At 56.2% G+C, this 18078-nt stretch carries 16 protein-coding genes; 12 read left to right on the plus strand and 4 right to left on the minus strand.

Annotated features, from left to right (window positions below):
- Nucleotides 1-38 precede the first annotated feature (38 nt).
- The 6 genes from mreC to tldD all read left to right on the plus strand — a co-directional run bounded on the left by mreC (nt 39) and on the right by tldD (nt 8980).
- Entirely contained in the window at nt 39-1046 is a 1008-nt protein-coding gene (mreC, locus tag H7R56_RS02710; protein WP_106927331.1) for a rod shape-determining protein MreC, read from the plus strand.
- Nucleotides 1046-1534, plus strand: a complete 489-nt coding sequence (gene mreD, locus H7R56_RS02715; protein ID WP_064541739.1) for a rod shape-determining protein MreD — start codon at nt 1046-1048, stop codon at nt 1532-1534. Before mreC ends, mreD begins: the two co-directional genes overlap by 1 nt.
- A gap of 7 nt (nt 1535-1541) precedes the next feature.
- Entirely contained in the window at nt 1542-2135 is a 594-nt protein-coding gene (locus tag H7R56_RS02720; protein ID WP_106927362.1) for a Maf family protein, read from the plus strand.
- Nucleotides 2125-3594, plus strand: coding sequence for a ribonuclease G (rng, locus tag H7R56_RS02725; protein ID WP_106927329.1), 1470 nt, complete (start codon nt 2125-2127; stop codon nt 3592-3594). The genes H7R56_RS02720 and rng overlap by 11 nt, the downstream gene beginning before the upstream one ends.
- Nucleotides 3595-3627: 33 nt before the next feature.
- The gene (gene yhdP, locus H7R56_RS02730; RefSeq protein WP_106927327.1) at nt 3628-7434 is read left to right on the plus strand and encodes an AsmA2 domain-containing protein YhdP; all 3807 of its coding nucleotides are present in this window, start codon (nt 3628-3630) and stop codon (nt 7432-7434) included.
- A gap of 100 nt (nt 7435-7534) precedes the next feature.
- Entirely contained in the window at nt 7535-8980 is a 1446-nt protein-coding gene (tldD, locus tag H7R56_RS02735) for a metalloprotease TldD (protein WP_106927325.1), read from the plus strand.
- 89 nt (nt 8981-9069) lie between these two features.
- Here tldD and aaeR read toward each other — a convergent pair whose 3' ends face one another.
- The gene (gene aaeR, locus H7R56_RS02740; RefSeq protein ID WP_106927323.1) at nt 9070-9996 is read right to left on the minus strand and encodes an HTH-type transcriptional activator AaeR; all 927 of its coding nucleotides are present in this window, start codon (nt 9994-9996) and stop codon (nt 9070-9072) included.
- A 129-nt stretch (nt 9997-10125) separates the two neighbouring features.
- On the opposite strand from aaeR, the gene aaeX reads away from it, so the two are divergent.
- The 5 genes from aaeX to H7R56_RS02765 all read left to right on the plus strand — a co-directional run bounded on the left by aaeX (nt 10126) and on the right by H7R56_RS02765 (nt 15105).
- Nucleotides 10126-10329, plus strand: coding sequence for a p-hydroxybenzoic acid efflux pump operon protein AaeX (gene aaeX, locus H7R56_RS02745; RefSeq protein WP_035891204.1), 204 nt, complete (start codon nt 10126-10128; stop codon nt 10327-10329).
- Nucleotides 10330-10336: 7 nt separating this feature from the next.
- The gene (gene aaeA / locus H7R56_RS02750) at nt 10337-11269 is read left to right on the plus strand and encodes a p-hydroxybenzoic acid efflux pump subunit AaeA (protein ID WP_106927321.1); all 933 of its coding nucleotides are present in this window, start codon (nt 10337-10339) and stop codon (nt 11267-11269) included.
- Nucleotides 11270-11274: 5 nt separating this feature from the next.
- Complete coding sequence (aaeB, locus tag H7R56_RS02755; RefSeq protein ID WP_106927318.1) at nt 11275-13242, plus strand: p-hydroxybenzoic acid efflux pump subunit AaeB; 1968 nt, start codon at nt 11275-11277, stop codon at nt 13240-13242.
- Nucleotides 13243-13347: 105 nt separating this feature from the next.
- On the plus strand, nt 13348-14802 hold the full coding sequence (locus H7R56_RS02760) for an NAD-dependent succinate-semialdehyde dehydrogenase (protein WP_106927315.1): 1455 nt from the start codon (nt 13348-13350) through the stop codon (nt 14800-14802).
- A gap of 27 nt (nt 14803-14829) precedes the next feature.
- The gene (locus H7R56_RS02765) at nt 14830-15105 is read left to right on the plus strand and encodes a barstar family protein (RefSeq protein WP_106927313.1); all 276 of its coding nucleotides are present in this window, start codon (nt 14830-14832) and stop codon (nt 15103-15105) included.
- Nucleotides 15106-15158: 53 nt separating this feature from the next.
- On the opposite strand, the gene yhcN-B is transcribed toward H7R56_RS02765, so the two are convergent.
- The 3 genes from yhcN-B to argR form a co-directional block, all read right to left on the minus strand.
- Nucleotides 15159-15425, minus strand: coding sequence for a DUF1471 family stress response protein YhcN-B (yhcN-B, locus tag H7R56_RS02770; protein ID WP_106927311.1), 267 nt, complete (start codon nt 15423-15425; stop codon nt 15159-15161).
- A 116-nt stretch (nt 15426-15541) separates the two neighbouring features.
- A complete protein-coding gene (gene yhcN, locus H7R56_RS02775) occupies nt 15542-15805 on the minus strand; it encodes a peroxide/acid stress response protein YhcN (RefSeq protein ID WP_106927309.1) in 264 nt (87 codons plus the stop codon).
- A 375-nt stretch (nt 15806-16180) separates the two neighbouring features.
- On the minus strand, nt 16181-16651 hold the full coding sequence (gene argR / locus H7R56_RS02780; protein WP_106927307.1) for a transcriptional regulator ArgR: 471 nt from the start codon (nt 16649-16651) through the stop codon (nt 16181-16183).
- A gap of 444 nt (nt 16652-17095) precedes the next feature.
- On the opposite strand from argR, the gene mdh reads away from it, so the two are divergent.
- Nucleotides 17096-18034: a malate dehydrogenase gene (mdh, locus tag H7R56_RS02785; protein WP_106927305.1), complete on the plus strand. Its 939-nt coding sequence runs from the start codon at nt 17096-17098 to the stop codon at nt 18032-18034.
- The last annotated feature ends 44 nt before the right edge of the window (nt 18035-18078 follow it).

Below are 18078 nucleotides of genomic sequence, written 5' to 3' on the forward strand. Positions count from 1 at the left end.
TACCCTTAATTTCACTGACACGAGAATACGCATAGCCTATGAAGCCCATTTTTAGCCGTGGCCCGTCGCTGCAGATTCGCCTTATTCTGGCGGTGCTGGTGGCGCTGGGTGTCATTATCGCCGACAGCCGCCTGGGTATGTTCAGTCAAATCCGAACATACATGGATACTGCCGTCAGTCCTTTCTATTTTGTTTCTAATGGTCCCCGTGAACTGCTCGATAGCGTCTCGCAAACGCTGGCATCACGCGACCAGCTCGAGCTTGAAAACCGTGCATTACGTCAGGAGCTGCTGCTGAAAAACAGCGACCTGCTGATGCTGGGTCAGTACAAACAGGAAAATGCCCGTTTACGCGAACTGTTAGGTTCACCGCTGCGCCAGGACGAACAAAAAATGGTGACGCAGGTGATCTCAACGGTTAACGATCCGTACAGCGATCAGGTTGTTATCGATAAAGGCACCGTCAACGGCGTCTATGAAGGCCAGCCGGTCATCAGCGACAAAGGCGTTGTGGGTCAGGTTGTCGCGGTGGCAAAACTGACCAGCCGCGTCCTGCTGATTTGCGATGCAACCCACGCGTTGCCGATTCAGGTGCTGCGTAACGATATCCGCGTGATTGCCGCCGGTAACGGCTGCACCGACGATTTACAGCTGGAGCATCTGCCGGCCAACACCGACATTCGCGTCGGCGATGTGCTGGTTACCTCCGGTCTGGGCGGCCGATTCCCGGAAGGGTATCCGGTCGGCGTTGTCTCGTCGGTTAAGCTGGACACTCAGCGTGCCTATACCGTTATTCAGGCGCGCCCAACGGCGGGCCTGCAGCGTCTGCGCTATCTGCTGCTGCTGTGGGGCGCCGATCGGAATGGCACTAACCCGATGACCCCGGAAGAGGTACATCGCGTTGCTAACGAACGCCTGATGCAGATGATGCCGCAGGTGCTGCCGTCGCCGGAAGCGATGGGGCCACAGCTGCCTGCGCCAGCAACCGGTATGAGCGCCCCCTCTGCGGATACACCGCCACCTCAGCTCCCCTCAGGAGGGCAATAGTGGCAAGTTACCGTAGCCAGGGACGCTGGGTAATCTGGCTCTCGTTTCTTATCGCACTGTTGCTACAAGTTATGCCCTGGCCGGATGACCTCACGGTTTTCCGGCCGAACTGGGTCCTGCTTATTCTGCTTTACTGGTCGCTGGCGCTACCGCACCGGGTGAATGTGGGCACGGGCTTCGTGATGGGTGCCATACTGGATCTGATCAGTGGTTCAACGCTCGGCGTGCGCGCGCTGTCGTTGAGCATTGTGGCGTATCTGGTGGCGCTAAAGTATCAGCTGTTCCGCAACCTGGCGCTCTGGCAGCAGGCGCTGGTCGTTATGCTACTCTCGCTCGCGACGGATATTATTGTTTTCTGGGCAGAGTTTTTAGTGATCAACGTCTCTTTCCGACCTGAAGTGTTCTGGAGTAGTGTAGTAAACGGCGTGCTTTGGCCATGGATATTTCTACTGATGCGTAAAGTTCGTCAGCAATTTGCCGTTCAATAAGGTCGTTATGGTATCTCTCTATCTTGCTTCAGGTTCCCCGCGTCGCCAGGAACTGCTTACTCAGCTTGGCATCTCGTTTGAGAAAGTGGTTCCGGGTATTGAAGAAGTGCGCCGTCCTCATGAGGAGGCTCAGCACTACGTGGCGCGGCTGGCGCGAGAAAAAGCGCAGGCGGGCGTTGCCCTCGTGTGTGAGGATCGCCCGGTTCTGGGGGCGGATACCATTGTTATCCTTAACGGTGAAGTGCTGGAGAAACCGCGCGATGAAGCACATGCAGCCGCTATGCTGCGTATGCTCTCAGGGAATACCCATCAGGTGATGACCGCCGTTGCGCTGGCTGACCGCCAGCACACGCTCGACTGTCTGGTGGTCACCGAGGTGACCTTCCGGACGCTCTCTGATGATGATATCGCAGCGTATGTTGCGAGCGGAGAACCTTTAGATAAAGCAGGTGCATACGGTATTCAAGGGTTGGGTGGCTGTTTCGTCAGGAAGATCAATGGCAGCTATCACGCCGTAGTCGGCTTACCGCTGGTGGAAACGTATGAGTTGCTGAGTAACTTTAACTCGCTACGTGAAAAAAGGGATAAACATGACGGCTGAATTATTAGTTAACGTGACGCCATCGGAGACGCGGGTGGCGTATATCGACGGCGGCATTTTGCAGGAAATTCATATTGAGCGTGAAGCGCGACGCGGAATAGTAGGCAATATCTACAAAGGTCGTGTCAGTCGGGTCTTGCCGGGTATGCAGGCGGCTTTTGTAGATATTGGTCTGGATAAGGCGGCGTTCCTTCACGCCTCCGATATCATGCCGCACACCGAATGTGTCGCCGGCGAAGAACAAAAACAATTCACCGTGCGCGACATCTCCGAGCTGGTACGCCAGGGCCAGGATCTGATGGTGCAGGTGGTAAAAGATCCGCTGGGCACCAAAGGCGCGCGTCTGACCACTGACATTACCTTACCCTCCCGCTATCTGGTGTTTATGCCGGGTGCCTCGCACGTCGGCGTGTCGCAGCGTATTGAAAGCGAAGCCGAACGCGACCGCCTAAAGAAGGTGGTGGCCGAATACTGCGATGAGCAGGGCGGCTTTATTATTCGTACGGCGGCAGAAGGCGTGTGTGAAGAGGACTTAGCCTCAGATGCCGCCTACCTTAAACGCGTCTGGACCAAAGTGATGGAGCGCAAAAAGCGCCCGCAGACCCGCTACCAGATGTACGGTGAACTGGCGCTGGCGCAGCGTGTGCTGCGCGACTTTGCTGACGCCCAACTGGATAAAATTCGCGTTGACTCGCGTTTGACCTACGAAGCGTTAATGGAATTTACGGCTGAATATATGCCTGAAATGACCAATAAGCTTGAACACTACAGCGGTCGCCAGCCTATCTTTGATCTCTTCGATGTTGAGAATGAAATCCAGCGTGCGCTGGAGCGTAAAGTAGAACTCAAGTCAGGTGGTTATCTGGTTATCGACCAGACCGAGGCCATGACCACCGTCGACATTAATACCGGAGCCTTTGTTGGCCATCGCAATCTCGATGACACCATCTTCAACACCAACATCGAAGCGACCCAGGCGATTGCTCGCCAGCTGCGCCTGCGTAACCTCGGCGGGATTATCATCATCGATTTTATCGATATGAATAACGAAGACCACCGTCGTCGCGTGCTGCATTCGCTGGAGCAGGCGCTGAGCAAAGACCGCGTCAAAACCAGCGTCAACGGTTTCTCGCCGCTCGGATTGGTTGAGATGACCCGCAAGCGCACCCGCGAAAGCGTTGAACATGTGCTGTGCACGGAATGCCCGACCTGTCACGGTCGCGGTACGGTGAAGACAGTCGAAACGGTGTGCTACGAAATCATGCGTGAAATTGTGCGCGTGCATCATGCCTACGACTCCGATCGTTTCCTGGTCTATGCTTCTCCATCTGTGGCGGAAACGCTGAAGGGCGAAGAGTCCCATGCGCTGGCGGAAGTCGAAATATTTGTCGGCAAGCAGGTAAAAGTACAGATTGAACCGCTCTATAACCCGGAGCAGTTCGATGTGGTCATGATGTAATAACGCAGCCTGCTGCAACCCAAGGAGAGATGCGTGAGGCGATTGCCGGGGATACTACTGCTCACCGTTGCTACACTGATTGTCATTGTCGCGCTGCTGGTGAGCGGCCTGCGTCTTGCCTTGCCGCATCTGGACCAATGGCGCCCGACGCTGCTGGCGAAAATTGAAGCCGCCACCGGGCTGCCCGTCTCTGCTTCACAAATTCAGGCCAACTGGCAGACCTTCGGTCCGACGCTTGAGGTTCGTGACATCAAGGCTGGGCTGAACGACGGCGGCGAACTCTCCATTAAACGTGCCTCGATGGCGCTGGATGTCTGGCAGAGCCTGCTGCACCTGCGCTGGCAATTTCGTGAGCTGACCTTCTGGCAGCTGCAGGTCCGCACCAATACCCCGCTGCAGAATAACGACGGCGACGGTGGCCTTAAGGGCGACCGTATCAGCGATCTGTTTCTGCGCCAGTTTGATCATTTTACCCTGCGCGATAGCCACCTTAGCTTCCTGACTCTCTCCGGCCAGCGCGCCGAGCTGGCGGTTCCGCAGCTGACGTGGGTGAACGATAAAAATCGTCACCGTGCCGAAGGCGAACTGAGCCTGTCAAGCCTCACCGGCCAGCACGGGGTGATGAAGGTTCGCATGGATCTGCGCGACGAAAATGGCCTGCTGAACAAAGGGCGGCTGTGGCTGCAGGCCGACGATATCGACGTGAAGCCGTGGCTGGGCCAGTGGATGCAGGACAATATCGCGCTGACCAGCGCCCGCTTTAGCCTTGAGGGCTGGGCGTCGGTGGACAAGGGCGAGATCGCCAGCGGCGACGTGTGGCTGAAAAAGGGCGGCGCCAGCTGGCAGGGCGACGCGCAGACGCATCGGCTGTCGGTGGATAACCTCACCGCGCATCTGTCGCGGGAAAAGGAAGGCTGGGAGCTGCGGATCCCTGATACTCGCATCACCATCGACGATACGCCGTGGCCGCGCGGCGCGCTGGCGCTGGCGTGGATTCCCGCGCAGGAAGTGGGCGGCAAGGATCATCAGCGTAGCGATGAACTGCGCATTCGTGCCAGCCATTTGTCGTTGGCCGGGCTTAATGGCCTGTTGCCGATCGCCGCCAGGATCTCGCCGGACGTCGCCGACATCTGGCACACCGCGCAGCCGACGGGGATGATTGATGCGCTGGCTGTCGATATCCCGATTCAGGACGCCGGAAAAACGCGCTTTAACGCGAGCTGGGATGGGCTGGCGTGGAAGCAATGGAAACTTCTGCCCGGCGCTGAACATGTCTCCGGCAGCGTGGCCGGGAGCGTCGAGAACGGCACGCTGCGCGTGGCGATGCAAAAAGCGCTGATGCCCTACGAGCACGTTTTCCGTGCGCCGCTGGAAATTGCGGACGGTACGGCGACCCTGAACTGGGTCAATGACGATCGCGGCTTTATGCTGGACGGGCGCAATATCGACGTGCAGGCGACCGGCGTGCGCGCGGCGGGCGGCTTCCGCTACCTGCAGCCGAAAGACGATCAGCCCTGGCTGGGGATCCTTGCCGGTATCAGCACCGACGACGGTGGCCAGGCATGGCGCTATTTCCCGGAAAACCTGATGGGTACCAAGCTGGTCGACTACCTGAGCGGCGCCATTAAAGCCGGAAAGGCGGAAAACGCGACGCTGGTGTACGGCGGTAATCCGCATCTGTTCCCCTATAAGCACAACGAGGGCCAGTTCCAGGTCTACGTTCCGCTGCATGACGCGACCTTTGCCTTCCAGCCTGACTGGCCGGCGTTGACCAACCTCAATATTGAGCTCAACTTTATCAACGATGGCCTGTGGATGAAGGCCGACAAAGCGGCGCTCGGCGGCGTGATGGCCAGCAATCTTGAGGCGGCCATTCCGGACTATGAGAAAGAAAAGCTGCTGATTGATGCTGATATCAATGGTCCGGGTAAGGCGGTTGGCCCGTATTTCCAGGATACCCCGCTGCACGATTCGCTGGCGGCGGCGCTTGAGGAGCTGCAGATAGATGGTGATGTAAGCGCTCGCTTACATCTTGATATCCCGCTCGACGGCGAGCTGGTCACCGCGAAAGGCAAAGTCGCGCTCAATAACAACAGTCTGTTTATCAAGCCGCTGGACAGCACGCTGCACAACCTGAAAGGCGCGTTCAGCTTTGAGAACGGTAACCTCACCAGCGAGCCGTTGACCGCAACCTGGTTTAATCAGCCGCTTAAAGTTGATTTTACGACCACCGAAGGCGCCAAAGCCTATCAGGTGGGCGTCAATATGCAGGCCGACTGGCAGCCGGCAAAAACCGGGGTACTGCCGCGGCAGCTTAACGATGCGCTGAAGGGCAGCGTACCGTGGAAAGGCAACGTTGCCATTGAGCTACCGTATCATAGTGGTGCCACCTACAAGGTGGGTATCACCGGCGACCTGCAAAATATGAGCAGTAGCTTACCGCCTCCGGCGGATAAAGCGGCGGGTCAGGCGCTGCCGCTGAAGATTAACGTCGACGGGAATCTACGCAGTTTCGATCTGACCGGCAGCGTTGGCCCTGGCAATCATATCAACAGCCGCTGGCGGTTGGGCAATAAGCTGGCGCTGGAGAGCGCCATTCTGACGTCGGATAGCCGTACGGTGCCGCCGTTGCCGCAAACTCCGGGGATTGAGCTGAACCTGCCGCCGATGGACGGCGCGCAGTGGCTGGCGCTGTTCCAGCACGGCGCGGCGGACAGCGTGAGTTCGGCCGCTGCTTTCCCGGAAAGCGTGACGCTGCGTACGCCATCGCTCACCTTTGCTGGCCAGCAGTGGAATAACCTGAGCCTGGTCTCCAGGCCAACGGCTGAAGGCAAACAGGTTGAAGCGCAGGGGCGTGAAATTAACGCCAGCCTGACCATGAAAAACGGCGCGCCGTGGCAGGCCGCGGTGCGCTATCTCTACTACAACCCATCGGCTAACCCGCTGGCGCAGACGGCTGGCGTATCTACCACGGGTAGCGCAAGCGCCGCGAGCCAGATTGATTTCCACGGCTGGCCGGATCTCCAGCTGCGCTGTGCGGAATGCTGGCTGTGGGGGCAGAAATACGGGCGTATCGACGGTGATTTCAGCGTAAAAGGCGATACGCTATCGCTGGCAAACGGCCTGATCGATACCGGCTTCGGGCGCCTGACCGCCGACGGCTTATGGGTGAATGCGCCCGCCGAGCAGCGTACCTCGCTGAAGGGGAAAATCCATGGCAAAAACGTTGATGATGCCGTCGCTTTCTTCGGCGTGTCTACGCCAATTCGCGACGCCGCCGTTGATGTCGACTACGATTTACATTGGCGCGATAAACCGTGGCAGCCTGATGTCGCTTCGCTGAATGGCATTCTTAAGACACACGTCAGCAAGGGCCAGTTTACCGATATTTCTACCGGCCATGCCGGGCAGCTGCTGCGCCTGCTGAGCGTAGATGCGCTGCTGCGCAAGCTGCGCTTTGACTTTAGCGACACCTTCAGCGAAGGTTTTTACTTTGACTCCATCCGCAGCACCGCCTGGATTAAAGACGGGGTGCTGAACACCGACGATACGCTGGTGGACGGTCTGGAGGCCGATATCGCCATGAAAGGTTCGGTTAACCTGGTGCGCCGCGAGCTGAATATGGAAGCGATCGTCGCGCCGGAAATCTCGGCGACGGTCGGCGTTGCGACCGCCTTCGCGGTGAACCCGATTATCGGCGCGGCGGTGTTTGCCGCGACGAAAGTGCTGGGGCCGCTGTGGAACAAGGTGTCGATCCTGCGCTACCGCATCACCGGTCCAATCGACAAGCCGCAAATTAACGAAGTGCTGCGCCAGGCGCGCAGCGATAAAAAGCCATGATTTGACGCAAGCCTCAAATTGCCTCAATCTCATACGACAAACACCCGGAATACAGGCCCGCCGTGCGTCAGGCAAGCGGGCATTAACGAGTAGCGAAATAATGAGTCTAAACCTGGTAAGTGAACAATTGCTGGCGGCGAACGGCCTGAATCATCAGGATCTGTTTGCCATTCTTGGTCAACTCACGGAGCGTCGGCTGGACTATGGCGATCTCTATTTTCAGTCCAGCTATCACGAATCCTGGGTTTTAGAAGACCGCATCATCAAAGACGGCTCTTATAATATCGATCAGGGCGTCGGCGTCCGTGCCGTTAGCGGCGAGAAAACGGGCTTTGCCTATGCCGACCAGATAAGCCTGCTGGCGCTGGAACAGAGCGCACAGGCCGCGCGGACTATTGTGCGCGATGCGGGCGATGGCAAAGTGCAGACGCTCGGCGCGGTAGAACATCCTGCGCTCTATACCTCTCTCGATCCGCTGCAGAGTATGACCCGTGAAGAGAAGCTGGATATTTTGCGCCGCGTGGACAGCGTTGCGCGTGCGGCGGATTCGCGCGTGCAGGAAGTGACAGCCAGCCTGACCGGCGTCTATGAGCTGATTCTGGTGGCCGCCACCGACGGCACGCTGGCGGCGGATGTGCGCCCGCTGGTGCGTCTGTCTGTTAGCGTGCAGGTCGAAGAAGAGGGTAAGCGCGAGCGCGGTGCCAGCGGAGGCGGCGGTCGTTTTGGCTATGACTACTTCCTTGCCGATCTCGACGGTGAGGTGCGCGCCGATGCGTGGGCGAAAGAAGCCGTACGTATGGCGCTGGTCAACCTGTCTGCGGTGGCTGCGCCTGCGGGAACCCTGCCGGTTGTTCTGGGGGCGGGCTGGCCGGGCGTGCTGCTGCACGAAGCGGTAGGGCACGGGCTGGAAGGCGACTTTAACCGTCGCGGAACGTCGGTCTTCAGCGGTCAGATGGGTCAACTGGTGGCTTCCGAGCTGTGTACTATCGTTGATGACGGCACCCTTGGCGATCGCCGTGGTTCTGTGGCAATCGATGATGAAGGTACGCCGGGTCAGTACAACGTGCTGATCGAAAACGGTATTCTGAAAGGCTATATGCAGGATAAGCTCAATGCGTGCCTGATGGGCGTCGCGCCAACCGGTAACGGCCGTCGTGAATCCTATGCGCACCTGCCAATGCCGCGCATGACCAATACCTACATGCTGGCCGGGAAATCGACGCCGCAGGAAATTATTGAATCCGTGGAGTACGGCCTGTATGCGCCTAACTTTGGCGGCGGCCAGGTCGATATCACCTCCGGTAAGTTTGTGTTCTCGACCTCAGAAGCCTACCTGATTGAAAACGGTAAGGTGACCAAGCCGGTGAAAGGGGCAACGCTGATTGGCTCCGGCATTGAAACCATGCAGCAGGTGTCGATGGTCGGTAACGATCTGAAGCTGGATAACGGCGTGGGCGTCTGCGGTAAAGAAGGCCAGAGCCTGCCGGTGGGCGTCGGCCAGCCGACGCTGAAGGTCGATAATTTAACGGTGGGCGGTACCGCCTGATCTGAAAAAATGCACCTCCTTGTGAGGTGCATTGAGACGGATGACAACGTCCGAAATGCCCGATGGCGCAACGCTTATCGGGCCTACCGCTATTCTTTACTTCTCCCTCGCATTCCCTGGAACAGTCTCGCCACTTCCACAAAATAGTCGGTCAGATAGTTAATACAGACCTGCACCTTCAGCGGCAGCTTGTCCTTTTCGGTATACAGCGCGTATACCGGGCGAGGATCGGACTGATAGCGCGGGAACAAGATCTCCAGCTCGCCGCTGTTGATCTCATTGATCGCCCACATCAGCGGCACGTAGGCAATGCCGGCACCGGCAACCAGCCAGCGTGAGATGGTCATCGGATCGTTGGTGACAAACCGACCTTGTGGCAGCAGCTTGGTGGATATCCCTTCGGGCGCTATCAGCTCAAATTCGTTATCCGGACGGACGCTATATTCCAGCCATGAATGGTTGCTCAGGTCGGCCGGTTTTTCGGGCACGCCATACTGTGCGAGGTATTTTTTTGACGCACAGACCACCATCGGCATCGCGCCGAGGCGGCGCGAGAAGAGGCTGGAATCCTGCAGCGCCCCCACGCGGATCACCACGTCCAGGCCATCGGCAATCAGGTCCGGTGCGGGGATCCCTGTCACCAGGTTCACGGTCAGGCCAGGGTACTCTTTCAACATATCTGCGGTGATCCTGGCGAGAACATTTTGTGCCATAGTTGAAGAGCAGCCGACGCGCAGCGTACCGATCGGCGTATTGTTAAAAGCGTAAAGCTGCTCGTGAACGTCCTGGACTTCGAACAGCATACGCCGGCAGCCCTGGTAGTAAATTTTACCGGCTTCGGTGAGGCCAATGCTCCGCGTGCTGCGGTTAAGCAGCTTGACCTGGAGCTCATCTTCCAGTTTAGAGACAGTCTGGCTGATGGAAGAGACGCTCATTTGTAGCTGCCGGGCCGCGGCGGTAAAGGAGCCTTGCTCGACAACCTTGGCAAATACCGACATCCGTTTTAGTCGTTCCATTGTTCACTCTGGCTTAAAAGTGATTTGCATCACACTATGTAGATAAGGCCATAACAGTTACGTTAATATACTGTTAGTTGAATAACTAAAGTTCCAATCTCACCTGCACGCTAGTCTAGTAAGGTCAACATGAGCCTGTTTCCTGTCATCGTGATTTTCGGTCTCTCTTTTCCGCCGATCTTCTTTGAGCTGCTCTTATCGCTCGCCATTTTTTGGCTGGTGCGTCGCGTGCTGACGCCAACCGGGATCTACGATTTTGTCTGGCATCCTGCGTTGTTCAACACCGCGCTTTATTGCTGCCTGTTTTATTTGATATCACGTTTGTTCGTTTGAGGTGGATGTGAAAACACTAACAAGAAATCTATCCCGTACCGCCATTACGGTGATACTGGTCATCCTGGCGTTCATCGCAATCTTTCGCGCCTGGGTCTATTACACCGAATCGCCCTGGACGCGTGACGCTCGCTTTAGCGCGGACGTCGTGGCGATTGCCCCTGACGTTTCGGGCCTGATTACCGGGGTACAGGTTAAGGATAACCAACTGGTTAGCAAAAATCAGGTGCTGTTTGTTATCGACCAGCCGCGTTATCAGAAGGCGCTCGCGGAAGCGGAAGCGGATGTGGCCTATTATCAGGCGCTGGCCGCTGAAAAAGGGCGTGAAGCCAGCCGTCGTAACCAGCTGGGTGTCAGCGCCATGTCGCGCGAAGAAATCGATCAGTCGAATAACGTGCTGCAAACCGTTCTGCACCAGTTGGCGAAAGCACAGGCCACGCGTGACCTGGCGCGTCTTGACCTCGATCGTACCGTGATCCGCGCCCCGGCCGACGGCTGGGTGACCAACCTGAACGTGTATGCCGGTGAATTTATTACCCGTGGCTCGACGGCGGTAGCGCTCGTTAAACAGCACTCTTTCTACGTGATGGCCTACCTGGAAGAAACCAAGCTCGAGCACGTACGTCCCGGTTATCGTGCGGAAATTACCCCTCTGGGCAGCAACCGAGTACTGAAAGGCACCGTTGATAGCGTGGCGGCGGGCGTGACCAACGCCAGCAGCAGCGTTGACAGCAAGGGGATGGCCACCATTGACTCTAACCTGGAATGGGTGCGTCTGGCGCAGCGCGTGCCGGTACGTATCCATCTTGATGACGAGCCGGGCAACCTATGGCCCGCGGGGACAACCGCGACGGTGGTGATCACCGGTGCGAAGGATCGCGATGCGCGCCAGATGACCTTCTTCCAGAAACTGGCGCTGCGCCTGCGTGAATTCGGTTAATCGTCATGGGCATCTTCAGTATTGCCAACCAGCACATCCGCTTTGCCATCAAGCTGGCCTGCGCGGTGGTGCTGGCGCTGTTTGTCGGCTTTCATTTTCAGCTTGAAACGCCCCGCTGGGCGGTACTGACGGCGGCGATTGTCGCCGCTGGCCCCGCGTTTGCAGCCGGTGGGGAACCTTATGCGGGGGCCATTCGCTATCGCGGGATGCTGCGTATCGTCGGCACCTTTATCGGCTGTATCGCCGCGCTGGCGATCATTATCACCATGATCCGCGCACCGCTGCTGATGCTGCTGGTGTGCAGTATCTGGGCCGGGTTCTGTACCTGGATCTCATCGCTGGTACGCGTCGAGAACTCCTATGCCTGGGGGCTTTCCGGCTATACCGCGCTCATTATTGTCATCACTATTCAGTCCGAGCCGCTGCTCACGCCGCAGTTTGCCGTCGAACGCTGCAGCGAGATCGTGATCGGTATCGTTTGTGCGATCGTTGCGGATCTGCTGTTTTCACCGCGCTCGATCAAAAAAGAGATCGATCACGAACTGGATGCCATGCTCGTCGATCAGTATCGCCTGATGCAGCTGTGCATCAAGCACGGCGACAGCGATGAAATGGACCGTGCCTGGCACGCGCTGGTGCGTCGCGCCACCGCGATGGAGGGCATGCGCAGCAACCTCAATATGGAATCCTCACGCTGGGTGCGCGCCAACCGTCGTCTGAAGGCATTGAATACCGTATCGCTGACGATGATCACCCAGGCCTGTGAAACGTTTATTATGCAAAACTCGCGGCCGGAGCTGGTGACGGATGCCTATCGCGAACTGTTTGCTGAACCGGTCGAAACGGTGCAGGACGTACACCGTCAGCTTAAACGTATGCGCCGGGTGCTGGCGTGGACCGGTGAGCACGATACGCCGGTGACGATTTACAGCTGGGTGGGCGCCGCCACGCGCTATCTGTTGCTGAAGCGCGGGGTGATTGGCAACGCGAAAATCAGCGCCCGGGAAGAAGAAATTCTGCAAAGCGAAGTGGTGGTGCGTCCCGAGTCGGCCGAACGCCATCACGCGATGGTTAACTTCTGGCGTACCACCGTCTCCTGCGCGCTGGGGATCCTGTTCTGGCTGTGGACCGGCTGGACCTCCGGCAGCGGGGCGATGGTGATGATCGCGGTAGTGACCTCGCTGGCGATGCGTCTGCCCAACCCGCGCATGGTGGCGATTGACTTTCTTTACGGCACGATTGCCGCGTTACCGATCGGGTCGCTCTACTTCTTGGTCATTATGCCTGCCACACAGCAAAGTATGCTGCTGCTGTGCCTGAGTCTGGCGGTGATGTGCTTCTTTATCGGCATTGAAGTACAGAAGCGTCGGCTGGGGTCGCTCGGCGCGTTGGCCAGTACCATCAACATTCTGGTGCTCGATAATCCGATGACCTTCCACTTCAGCCAGTTTCTCGACAGCGCGCTGGGGCAAATTGTCGGCTGCTTTATGGCGCTGATTGTGATCCTGTTGATCCGCGATAACTCGCGTCTGCGTACCGGTCGGGTGCTGCTGAACCAGTTTGTGTTTGCCGCCGTCTCGGCGATGACCACCAATATGGCGCGGCGTAAAGAGAATCACCTGCCGGCGCTCTATCAGCAGCTCTTTTTGCTGCTCAACAAGTTTCCGGGTGATATTGCCAAGTTCCGTCTTGCGCTGACGCTCATTATTGCGCACCAGCGCCTGCGCGATGCGCCGATCCCTATCAACGATGACCTGTCGGCGTTCCACCGCCAGCTGCGCCGTACCGCCGATCGGGTGATTTCGGCGAGCAGCGACGATAAGCGCCGCTACTACTTCTCGCGTCTGCTTGAAGAGCTTGAGGTGTACCAGCAAAAGCTGCGGGTGTGGGAAGCACCGGTCCAGGTGACACAGCCGGTTGAGCGGCTGGTGGCGATGCTGCACAAGTATCAAAGTGCGTTAACCATTCATTAATCGGACTCCCGACGTCGATACGAGGTCGGGATCTTTCCCTTTCACTTCCTATCCCCGCAAAAGCGCTGTCTATACTTAACTGGAAACACTTTTCAGGAGGGTGTAATGACCACGCAAGCGCTACAGGACAACGAGCTTTTTCAAACCGGTTACCTGGTCAACGGTGAATGGCGCCGTCTTGATGCGACCTTTGATGTGCTGAACCCGGCAACGGGCGATGTGGTGGCAAAGGTGGCGAAGGCTGGGAAAACAGAAACCGAGCAGGCGATTGCAGCAGCGGCAAACGCGTTCCCGCTCTGGCGGGCCAAAACGGCGAAAGCGCGTTCAGAGTTGCTTTACCGCTGGTATCAGCTGATCGTTGAGCATAAAAGCTGGTTGGCGCAGCTCATGACCATTGAACAGGGGAAGCCGCTGAAAGAGGCGGAAGGCGAAGTGGACTATGCGGCAAGCTTCATTCAGTGGTTTGCCGAACAGGGAAAACGGGCGAACGGTGAAATCATTCCTCCGGCAAAACCCGGTTCGCGAATTCTGGCTACGCGGGAGCCAATTGGCGTCGTCGCGGCGATTACACCGTGGAATTTCCCGATGGCGATGCTCACGCGTAAGCTAGGACCCGCGCTGGCCGCGGGCTGTACTGGCGTGATAAAGCCGGCGAATAACACACCGCTTTGTGCATTTGCACTGCTGACGCTGGCGAAAAAGGCCGGTATTCCCGATGGCGTACTGAACGCCGTTGCGGGTAATACGCAGGAAATCAGCGACGCGATTATGGCCAGCCACGAGGTACGCAAAATCTCGTTCACCGGCTCGACGTCGGTTGGGAAAACGTTGGTCCGCAACGCGGCGGAAACGATGAAGAAGGTATCGATGGAACTGGGCGGCAACGCGCCTTATATCGTGTTTGAGGATGCCGATATCGACGCAGCCGTTCAGGGGGCGGTAGCGAATAAGTTCCGTAACGCCGGGCAGGTGTGCGTCAGCGTGAACCGTTTTTATATTCATGACAGCGTCTATGACCGCTTCACCCGCCAGCTTGCTGACGCCGTGAAGGCGCTGAAGGTGGGCAATGGCCTGGATGATGGCGTGGTGGTTGGCCCACTCATCGAGCCTGCGGCGGTCAGGAAGGTACGTGAACACGTGGAAGATGCCGTTGCGAAAGGCGCACAGGTGCTGGTCGGCGGGCAGTCGCATGCGCTGGGAGGGAATTTCTGGCAGCCGACGGTGCTCGGAGACTGCAACGAACACATGCTGCTGGCGCAGGAAGAAACCTTTGGACCGCTGGCGGCCTGTTTCCGTTTTCAGGATGAAGAAGAGGTCATTCAGCGGGCGAATAATACCCCTTATGGCCTGGCCGCCTACTTCTATACCCAGAACCTGCCACGCGTCTTCCGCGTCGCGCAGGCGCTGGAGAGCGGGATGATTGGCATTAACGAATGTGCGGTATCCACCGAACTGGGGCCGTTCGGCGGTGTGAAAGAGTCCGGATTGGGACGTGAAGGTTCGGTGCTGGGTCTGGAAGAGTACCTTGAGGTGAAAACGCTGCACATCGGGGGACTTTAAGCTTGCTGGCTGGGAAGGGGGCGTGAGATGAAAATCTATACTTTTGATTTTGACGAGATAGAGGATCAGGGCGATTTTTATCGAGAGTTCGCCCGACTCTTTGCCCTCGATCGTGAGTCTATTCGCGATTTAGACGCGCTGTGGAGCGTGGTCACGGGGCCACACATGCCGCTGCCGCTGGAGATCGAGTTTAGCCATCTGAGCGAAAAGCAGCGCCGCCGCTACGGTGCGCTGATTCTGCTGTTTGATGAAGCGGAAGAAGAGCTGGAAGGGATGCTGCGCTTTAACGTTCAGCGCGGATAAAAAAAGCCCTCGCATAAGGGCGAGGGCAAGTCGTCGGACAAGACGACGAGGGTTTATTTGTACAGCTCAGCCGTAGCGTGCCAATGGTCGCCGGTACGGGCTTCAATTACGCGGTAGCTGCTGGCACCTTCTTTTTCTGCTTTAGCGGCTAATGCGCTGCGCATATCCATTGGGTCACTGCCAACCTGAGAGACAGATACGGTGCCCATGGATTGCAGGTTTTGCGCTTGTTCAGCGTTTACCTGATGCACTGCTGCGCTGGCGCCAAAGGACAGTACGGATGCCAGACCAAGAGATGCGATGATCATTGCGCTTTTCATAATTCTTTACTCCTCACCTTATTTTTCATTCTTCAGCGGTGAGAGGACATACTTCAGATTCCTGGACCGCTGGGTCGTTAACTTTTAAAACTGCCGACGTTTAACTGCGCGCTGTCTTATTTGTACAGTTCTGCTGTTGCGTGCCAGTGAGCGCCGGTACGGGCTTCAATGATGCGATAGGATGACGCACCTTGTTCTTCCGCTTTTTTGTTCAGCATTTCGTGCATATCCATCGGGGATGAACCGACGGAACCGATAGAAACGGTGCCGATTGGCTGGCGATTTTGCGCCTGATCGCTGTTGATAGAATCAGCGGCAAACGCGCCAAATGAGATAACGGAAAGGATGCTCAGAGCGGCAACAGTTGATTTGATTTTCATGATACTCACCTCGTCGAATTTTTTTGGAAGGTCTTTGTTTTGTGACCCTCATCACGAAATTAAGTATACACTAATCACATGAAATATTAATACCCCGCTAATTGTTTCGTCTGTAATTAGACGTCAGGAATCGTCATTTTTAGAACAGATTTGTATAAAAAAAGCCAAATTCTGGCAAAGTCTTGTTAAAATAGTGCGTAAAATCAAAAAGATATCGTTTTTTGATTTTTCGTGCGGTGAGTAAAGGATATATTCACTGAATCTATGCGTTAGGTCGAAGAATCGCACTAAATGCTAACGAAACGGCAGTGGAACCTGTGGAGAAGGGCGGGAAAAGCAGCTCCTCTGGTGGTCCAGAGGAGAACGGCGGAGGATTTACAGTTCCTGCTCGAACAGAATCTGGATGGCTTCATAGAGGTCTTTTACGGTAAAGCCACGGGCCGGCGTCGTGAAGATGGTGTCATCACCGGCGATGCTGCCGAGAATGCCCTCTGCTTTGCCCAATGAGTCCAGCAGACGAGCAATCAGCTGCGCTGCGCCTGGGCTGGTATGGATAACCACCACGGCATCGTTGTAATCGATATCCAGTACCAGATTCTTCAGCGGGCTGGTGGTGGTCGGCACGCCCAGTTCGGCCGGCAGACAGTAAACCATTTCCATTTTGGCGTTGCGGGTACGCACGGCGCCAAACTTGGTCAGCATGCGAGAAACTTTGGATTGGTTAATATTATCGAAGCCTTCTTCCTGCAAGGCCTGAACAATTTCGCCCTGAGAGCTGAATTTTTCTTCCTTCAGTAATGCTTTAAAGGCTTTAACTAATTCTTCTTGTTTCGTTGAACTTCGCATAAGTCACCCGATTATGGTGGTGAAATTAACATTATTATGCATATAGGCGAATATTTATGCAAAATAATTTGCTCCAGGAGACCCGAGCAAATACAGAAAGGCGGGATTTTAGCAAAATTCAGGCCTAAGAAACATGCCTATATCACGGGATCCAAATAAGTTAAAAGTAAATGAAATGTTATTAAATTGCTGTTGTTTTACCCAATTCGCTGAGTATATTGTAATCGATAGTTGATGAAAGTTTGGTTTCGTAGAAAGGCCTTTTTCTGGGAGTAGTGCGGATGCTGTTGGATAGCCCGCATTCTGTAAGCAATTATATTGTAATTATTTACCTTGTGAATTAAGGTCGCCGCAACGGAGTAACAACAGGTAGCTCCTGCGTTGGTTATGCGGTCCACGACAGGTTGTTGCCTGAATGTCATTAACCATAATAAGGAGTTTAGGATGAAAGTCGCAGTCCTTGGTGCCGCCGGCGGTATTGGCCAGGCGCTTGCCCTACTACTAAAGACCCAACTGCCTTCAGGTTCAGAACTCTCCCTCTATGATATTGCCCCCGTCACACCGGGCGTGGCGGTCGATCTCAGCCATATTCCTACTGATGTCAAAATCAAAGGATTCTCCGGCGAAGATGCGACGCCTGCGCTGGTTGGGGCGGATGTTGTCCTGATTTCTGCCGGGGTTGCTCGTAAGCCCGGTATGGATCGCTCCGATCTGTTTAATGTTAACGCCGGGATTGTGAAAAACCTGGTGCAGCAAATTGCAAAAACCGCGCCGAAAGCCTGCATTGGTATTATTACCAACCCGGTCAACACCACCGTCGCTATTGCTGCGGAAGTGCTGAAAAAAGCGGGCGTGTACGATAAGAATAAACTGTTCGGCGTGACCACGCTGGATATCATCCGCTCCAATACCTTTGTGGCGGAGCTCAAAGATAAAAGCGCCGGTGAGGTGGAAGTTCCGGTAATTGGCGGCCACTCCGGCGTCACCATTCTGCCTTTATTGTCGCAAATTTCCGGCGTGAGCTTCTCCGATCAGGAAGTAAACGATCTGACCAAACGCATCCAGAACGCGGGCACTGAAGTGGTGGAAGCGAAGGCGGGCGGCGGGTCGGCAACGCTCTCTATGGGGCAGGCGGCGGCGCGTTTCGGTCTGTCTCTGGTTCGTGCGCTGCAGGGCGAGAAGGGCGTGGTGGAATGCGCCTATGTGGAAGGCGACGGTCAATATGCGCGCTTCTTCTCGCAGCCGCTGCTGCTGGGTAAAAACGGGGTGGAAGAGCGTCAGTCTATCGGCAAGCTCAGCGCTTACGAGCAGCAGGCGCTGGAAGGTATGCTGGAGACGCTGAGAAAAGATATTCAGCTGGGTGAAGACTTTATTAATAAGTAAGTCGTGAAGCCTGAGATGTCACAAAGGGGCCAATGGCCCCTTTG

This window comes from Klebsiella sp. WP3-W18-ESBL-02, from assembly GCF_014168815.1.
In the GTDB taxonomy this organism is placed as follows: Bacteria; Pseudomonadota; Gammaproteobacteria; order Enterobacterales; family Enterobacteriaceae; genus Kluyvera; species Kluyvera ascorbata_B.

Bases quoted from the DNA above. Each gene is read 5' to 3' on its own strand.
- mreC (WP_106927331.1), top strand. From the start codon at position 39: ATGAAGCCCATTTTTAGCCGTGGCCCGTCGCTGCAGATTCGCCTTATT.
- H7R56_RS02720 (WP_106927362.1), top strand. From the start codon at position 1,542: ATGGTATCTCTCTATCTTGCTTCAGGTTCCCCGCGTCGCCAGGAACTG.
- rng (WP_106927329.1), top strand. From the start codon at position 2,125: ATGACGGCTGAATTATTAGTTAACGTGACGCCATCGGAGACGCGGGTG.
- tldD (WP_106927325.1), top strand. From the start codon at position 7,535: ATGAGTCTAAACCTGGTAAGTGAACAATTGCTGGCGGCGAACGGCCTG.
- aaeR (WP_106927323.1), bottom strand. From the start codon at position 9,996: ATGGAACGACTAAAACGGATGTCGGTATTTGCCAAGGTTGTCGAGCAA.
- aaeX (WP_035891204.1), top strand. From the start codon at position 10,126: ATGAGCCTGTTTCCTGTCATCGTGATTTTCGGTCTCTCTTTTCCGCCG.
- aaeB (WP_106927318.1), top strand. From the start codon at position 11,275: ATGGGCATCTTCAGTATTGCCAACCAGCACATCCGCTTTGCCATCAAG.
- H7R56_RS02760 (WP_106927315.1), top strand. From the start codon at position 13,348: ATGACCACGCAAGCGCTACAGGACAACGAGCTTTTTCAAACCGGTTAC.
- H7R56_RS02765 (WP_106927313.1), top strand. From the start codon at position 14,830: ATGAAAATCTATACTTTTGATTTTGACGAGATAGAGGATCAGGGCGAT.
- yhcN-B (WP_106927311.1), bottom strand. From the start codon at position 15,425: ATGAAAAGCGCAATGATCATCGCATCTCTTGGTCTGGCATCCGTACTG.
- yhcN (WP_106927309.1), bottom strand. From the start codon at position 15,805: ATGAAAATCAAATCAACTGTTGCCGCTCTGAGCATCCTTTCCGTTATC.
- argR (WP_106927307.1), bottom strand. From the start codon at position 16,651: ATGCGAAGTTCAACGAAACAAGAAGAATTAGTTAAAGCCTTTAAAGCA.
- mdh (WP_106927305.1), top strand. From the start codon at position 17,096: ATGAAAGTCGCAGTCCTTGGTGCCGCCGGCGGTATTGGCCAGGCGCTT.